The organism is Barnesiella sp. An22, from assembly GCF_002159975.1.
GTDB classification, from domain to species: Bacteria; Bacteroidota; Bacteroidia; order Bacteroidales; family Barnesiellaceae; genus Barnesiella; species Barnesiella merdigallinarum.
The window spans coordinates 1-4,912 of sequence record NZ_NFJR01000032.1 but is presented as its reverse complement, the minus strand read 5'-3'; the positions used below and the strand labels follow the sequence as shown (position 1 = coordinate 4,912).

Sequence of the window (4,912 nt, the reverse complement as noted above, 5' to 3'; positions counted from 1 at the left end):
CCCGCAAGGGTGAAGATGTCGCCTCCATGCCCGGTGCCGAAGTCATGCCATACGCCCTTACGGGTGTTCACATGGAACGAAGGTGTCCTTTCCTCACGGCACGGGGAGAGATACCAGCATTCGTCGCCATGCCGTCTGACCGGCTCCTGTCCCAGACGGGACAGGAATTCCTCAATGGGAATGCCTCTGATCATCTCTATATCCATAGGCGTCTAATTGAAGATGAAACGGACTCCAAGCCCGAACTGTGTCGTGAATTTTCCCAGAGAACTGCCCCAAAGCACACGTTCGCGCACATGGGCAAGCAGCACGATACGGTCCGTCACATAGCTTTCCAGCTCCAGCGTCAGGGCTCCGCCATAGACAAAGGCATCCCTGTCAAGAAGCATGGAACCGTCATACAGAACCTTCTCTCCCCAGTTCAACGTCTCATATCCCACCAGGGCGGAACCGCCGACAGAGAGGAAGAATATCTTCGCCGGGTCGGACAGGAACTTCAGGTAATAACCGCCCTCGGCCGTAAACTGGGCCCGTGGAACGGAAGTCCCGCGATAGCCGTAGTTCTTCAGCAGGTATTCCACGCCAGCCACCCAATGGTTGGCCCTTTTCGTATAGCCCGACACGGCAAACCCCGTGTACCAGTCAACCGGAGATTGCAGGCTTCCGGCAAAGCCTCCCCTGAGTTCCACGCCCTTCATTCCGGGAAGGTAACGCTGGGCGTATGCCTGCCCCGATGACAGGGCAAGCGATACGCATACGGCAAAAAGAAACAGATACTTCTTCATGGTCATTTCACTTTAAGTTCATTGATCACCCTCGCTCTCACGATGTCCTCACTCTCCACGGTGAAGGTCTGGTGACGGCCTCCGCTCTTCTCGTGCATCTCCACCACCAGCATCTTGTCGGCGGGAATGGTGAACTTGTCAAAGACAAAGACGGTACGCTCGTCCTTCTTTCCGGCGACAGCCGTGGCATAGTTGTAGGCACGCAACGGAAATATCACCTGCTCCTGGATGGCCGTGCGCTTGAGTACCTTCTTGTCCACGATCTTGAACGTCACGAAATCCACCTCATAAGGTACGTTCGACGTGTTCTTCACCTGGGTATGGAAATAGAGCAGCCCGTTGTGGGTATAGAGTCCGCGCAGCAGGTACTGGATGCCGAACGCCTTGCTTCCGATATGCTTGATGTGGCGTCTGTTATCCTTGTGGATGGCCTTGGAAATAAGGTGTACCAGCTTGGGCGACTCGCTGCCGAGTTCCTTCAGGTAGATGTCAAGGGCATTGTTCGGGCGGTTCACCTCGCTGCCATCATTAATAAAATCGGCCATCTCGATGTTGAGCAGCAGAGGCTCGTCGGCATACTTCACATTGAAGGTGTAGAAACTTCCGCTTTCGGTAATCACCGACATGTTGGTCTCCTCACGGAAATTCTTTCTGGTAGCCTTTACCCTGATTACATTCTCTGAACCGTCCGCCTTGCCCGCAATCAGATTCGGAGAACCGAGATCCACGTAGCGGACAGCCGAGGGAAAGATGATATGGGTCGTCTTGTCATACGTCACTTCCAGACCGTAAGGCGGAATCATCCGGTCAAAGGTGAGCTTTCTGGACAGCCCGTGATAGAGGTCGCCGTCCTCCTGCTGCGGATAGATATCCGCTTTCAGGGTCAAATCATTTACGGCCGTGGTATCAGCCGACTGTGCATGTGCACTTGCAACGCCGCCTGCGAGGGCAAGCATCAAAAGAATCTTTTTCATGTCTTTACTGTTTTAATGGGTTATTGATTGTTGTTCTGATAAAGCATCAGTTCGTAGCCTGATTTGAGATGCACCTTCTCCTCGCGCATCTTCTTGGAGATGTACTGCGACACGCCCTGTATGGCCCCCCGTCCAAGCTCGGAGAGAAGCTGGTCGCCTGCCGACTGGTTGGTGATGGAGATGGTCGTGCCGAGATTCTGTCCCATGTTGGCGGCCACTTCCCTTACCGCATTCGCCTCCGTCGAACCGGGAATGAATATCCCGTCCTGTCCGTCACTGTCCAGCACGGTCAGTTCCACGGGAATGACATTGCCGTCATATTCGACCTGCAGGATTTCAATGCCAAGCCGCTCGCCCTGGATACGTCCCTCACCGGTCAGCAGGGTATTGCGGGGAAGCACATATCTTCCCACACGCATGGCCTCCAGCAGCCTGAGACGCACGCTTTGTCCGCTGATAATGGTCTGGTCGCCATGCACGCAGGCCCGTATGGTATTCCTCGCCATCTGTGTCCCGGCACTGCCCACAGCCGTATGGGAGCCGATATCAGCACCGGAAAGCAGTCTCGCGAACTGTACCGAATCGGTAAGAGGCTGAGGAAGGGACGACACGACCGGAGAGGACACCAGCCCGACGGGAACGGCTTTCGCCTTCCTCTCCCTTGAGGGACTTTCCGTCTCCTGACTGTCCGCTGTTCCCGTGCTGCCGCCCGAAGGCATATATTTGGCGGCAAGTTCATAGGACTTCTCCAGCAGAGCCACCTGTTCCTCGTAGCTCGGTCCGGCCGTCTGCGCTGCGGCAGCCTGTCTGAGCTGTTCCACCTCTGCTTTCAGGGCTTCCTTTTCCGGGTCTTCCTCAGGACTCTCGTAAAAACTGCCGAGAGTGGCGTTGATGTCGTTGTAAGCCGAGGCTGAAGAGGCGAAGGCTCCCGTCCTGCCGTTTCCTCCTGAATGGTACGCACGGCTTTCATTTTCACTTGCAATGTCCTGCGCCGGTTCTGTTTCCGGGACATTATCCTGTCTGTGTCCATCGGTCAGGGCGGAGAAGTCGGCCAGCGTACGCTTCTTCTCCTCCTGCCGGCGAACCATGTCCGCCTGCTCATAGGCAGCCATCTTGTCCGCCTCGATACCCGTACCCCTCGGGTCGGGAAGTTCGGCATTGAAGCCCGTCTTCCTTTCCGCCTCCTGCCTGTCTTTCTCGGACGGGGCGAAAATCAGCCATATACACCCGAGGAACAGGAGGAACATACCGGTGAAAACCAGATATTTCCTGATTTTCTGCTTCTGTTTCAATTTTTCTGCATCCGTACTCATAACCTTACCTGTTGAACTGGTTAAAAAACTCTTCCATCTCACGGATTTTCACGTCGGAAAGGGTATCCGCCGGCACAAAGTCGGGAACCTCAAGCGGAGTAATCCTGATGACGTCCTGCCGGGAGTCCTCCCGCCCGATGTCATAAACCGCCCGGAAAATCATGTAGAAATTGACCAGCGCGAAAAGGGAAGCCATCACGATGACGGCGATTGACCTCTGACGGGGTGTGAGCCTGTCACAAAGGCCGCGCAGCCTGCCCCCGATAAAATCCTTGATTTTTACATACATCTTTCTCATACATACCTTGTTTTTATCTGTCATACATTCTGATATCCCTGTTCTCCAGCACGCGGAACCCTTCCAGGATGAACCCGTGCGGATTGTTGTCACTGCGGGTGGAGTTCCGCAGCCTGCCATGCGTGACAAGGCTGCGTTCCGTCACGCTCTTCTCACGGATGATGAAAAGGCGTGCGTATGTCATGACATCATACGGATAGGTGTTGAAGTCGCACTTCACGCTGTCTATCTCGATACGCTGGCTGACATTGCCCGAAATGATTCTATTGTAGTAGCCCTGTTCGGCCAGATCACCGTAATGGGAATAGGCGGAACGGTCGCTCAGGAACATGGCACGCTGCACATTCCCCTCGATGGCACTCTTATCGGGAGCCAGCGTGAAGAACAGCTCGTGGAAGCGTCTGACATGCTCCCTTGCCTCTACGGGGCGGTTCTGCTCCAGGTCCTGCGAGAGGGCGAGCATGAGCGACTTTCCCTCGTCCAGCACATAGATTTTCTGGCGCTGGGCTTCGGCAAAGCTGTACGCCTTCCACACGGAATAGCCCACAAGCAGGGTGCAGACGCCCAGATAGACGATTCCGAACAGGCGCAGATGCCGGAAGCTGGTCTCGATATTTTTCAGTGATTGGAATTCCATTGTCTTTCAGTTTTTTTGATTGTCATTACTTGATTACTTGAACAGTCTTCCGGTCACGTTGCCCACGGCGGCACCGGTGGCGCCTCCCACGATGGACCCGGCCTTGGAAGCCGTCTGGTTCACGTTCTTTCCGTAGTTCCCGGCACCTCCTCCGGCCTGCACGATCCAGTTCGCCACGGTCGGGATGGTGAAATACCCGATGATGCCGATGATAAGGAACGTGATATACACGGCATTGGAACTGTCCGGAATGAAGTTGGGGTCAGACAGCTGCTCGATGTCCTTCTGAAGCATCAGAGTCTGTATGCGGGCCAGCACACTGCTGAAAAGGTCAGAGACGGGCAGCCACAGATAGATGCTGATATAGCGGACAAACCACTGGCTGAGCGAAGCCTGGAAACCGTCCCAGCACGAAATGGCAAAGGAGATGGGCCCGAGTATGGAAAGGACAATCAGGAAGAAGGTCCTGAGCGTATCCACCACCAGTGCAGCGGCATTGAACATCAGTTCCAGCAGCTCGCTGAAAAAGTTCTGCACCGCCTTCTTCATGTTGTACATGGCACGGTCCACGTACATGCCGCACGCCTCGATGGCGTCCAGGGCTCCCAACTCGTCCAGCTTGTTGTCAAAAGCCTCCTTGTCCACCAGGTAGGCCATCTCGGGATTCCTCCGCATCGCCTCAATCTCCAGCTTGTCCTTCTGCTCCCGGTACTCGTTCATGTCGAAGGTCTGCGTCTCCAGAATCCTGTGCGTTCCGGTCACGACGGGTGACAGGATGCTGTTGAGCGTACCCAGCACGATGGTCGGGAAAAACATGATGCAGATACCCAGAGCAAACGGGCGCAGCAGGGGGAACACGTCAATGGGTTCGGCCCTGGCCAGCGACTGCCAGACACGGTACGCCA

7 protein-coding genes are annotated in these 4,912 nt (G+C 55.2%); all 7 read right to left on the bottom strand.

Annotated elements, in window-relative coordinates; genetic code table 11:
• Window positions 1-206 (bottom strand): CHC2 zinc finger domain-containing protein (locus B5F38_RS13915; protein ID WP_241147876.1); only part of this gene is annotated, 206 nt, incomplete at its 3' end.
• A 6-nt stretch (window positions 207-212) separates the two neighbouring features.
• The gene (locus B5F38_RS13910; RefSeq protein ID WP_087409718.1) at window positions 213-785 is read right to left on the bottom strand and encodes a conjugal transfer protein TraO; all 573 of its coding nucleotides are present in this window, start codon (window positions 783-785) and stop codon (window positions 213-215) included.
• A gap of 2 nt (window positions 786-787) precedes the next feature.
• Window positions 788-1,759 carry a conjugative transposon protein TraN gene (gene traN / locus B5F38_RS13905; RefSeq protein WP_055172646.1) on the bottom strand — a complete coding sequence of 324 codons (972 nt, stop codon included), beginning with the start codon at window positions 1,757-1,759 and terminating at the stop codon, window positions 788-790.
• A 20-nt stretch (window positions 1,760-1,779) separates the two neighbouring features.
• Window positions 1,780-3,072: a conjugative transposon protein TraM gene (traM, locus tag B5F38_RS13900; RefSeq protein WP_087409717.1), complete on the bottom strand. Its 1,293-nt coding sequence runs from the start codon at window positions 3,070-3,072 to the stop codon at window positions 1,780-1,782.
• Between the two features lie 4 nt (window positions 3,073-3,076).
• The gene (locus B5F38_RS13895) at window positions 3,077-3,370 is read right to left on the bottom strand and encodes a TraL conjugative transposon family protein (protein WP_087409716.1); all 294 of its coding nucleotides are present in this window, start codon (window positions 3,368-3,370) and stop codon (window positions 3,077-3,079) included.
• 13 nt (window positions 3,371-3,383) lie between these two features.
• Window positions 3,384-4,007: a conjugative transposon protein TraK gene (gene traK / locus B5F38_RS13890; RefSeq protein ID WP_087409715.1), complete on the bottom strand. Its 624-nt coding sequence runs from the start codon at window positions 4,005-4,007 to the stop codon at window positions 3,384-3,386.
• A gap of 33 nt (window positions 4,008-4,040) precedes the next feature.
• Window positions 4,041-4,912 (bottom strand): conjugative transposon protein TraJ (traJ, locus tag B5F38_RS13885; protein ID WP_087409714.1); only part of this gene is annotated, 872 nt, incomplete at its 5' end.

Bases quoted from the DNA above. Each gene is read 5' to 3' on its own strand.
- B5F38_RS13910 (WP_087409718.1), bottom strand. From the start codon at position 785: ATGAAGAAGTATCTGTTTCTTTTTGCCGTATGCGTATCGCTTGCCCTG.
- traN (WP_055172646.1), bottom strand. From the start codon at position 1,759: ATGAAAAAGATTCTTTTGATGCTTGCCCTCGCAGGCGGCGTTGCAAGT.
- traM (WP_087409717.1), bottom strand. From the start codon at position 3,072: ATGAGTACGGATGCAGAAAAATTGAAACAGAAGCAGAAAATCAGGAAA.
- B5F38_RS13895 (WP_087409716.1), bottom strand. From the start codon at position 3,370: ATGAGAAAGATGTATGTAAAAATCAAGGATTTTATCGGGGGCAGGCTG.
- traK (WP_087409715.1), bottom strand. From the start codon at position 4,007: ATGGAATTCCAATCACTGAAAAATATCGAGACCAGCTTCCGGCATCTG.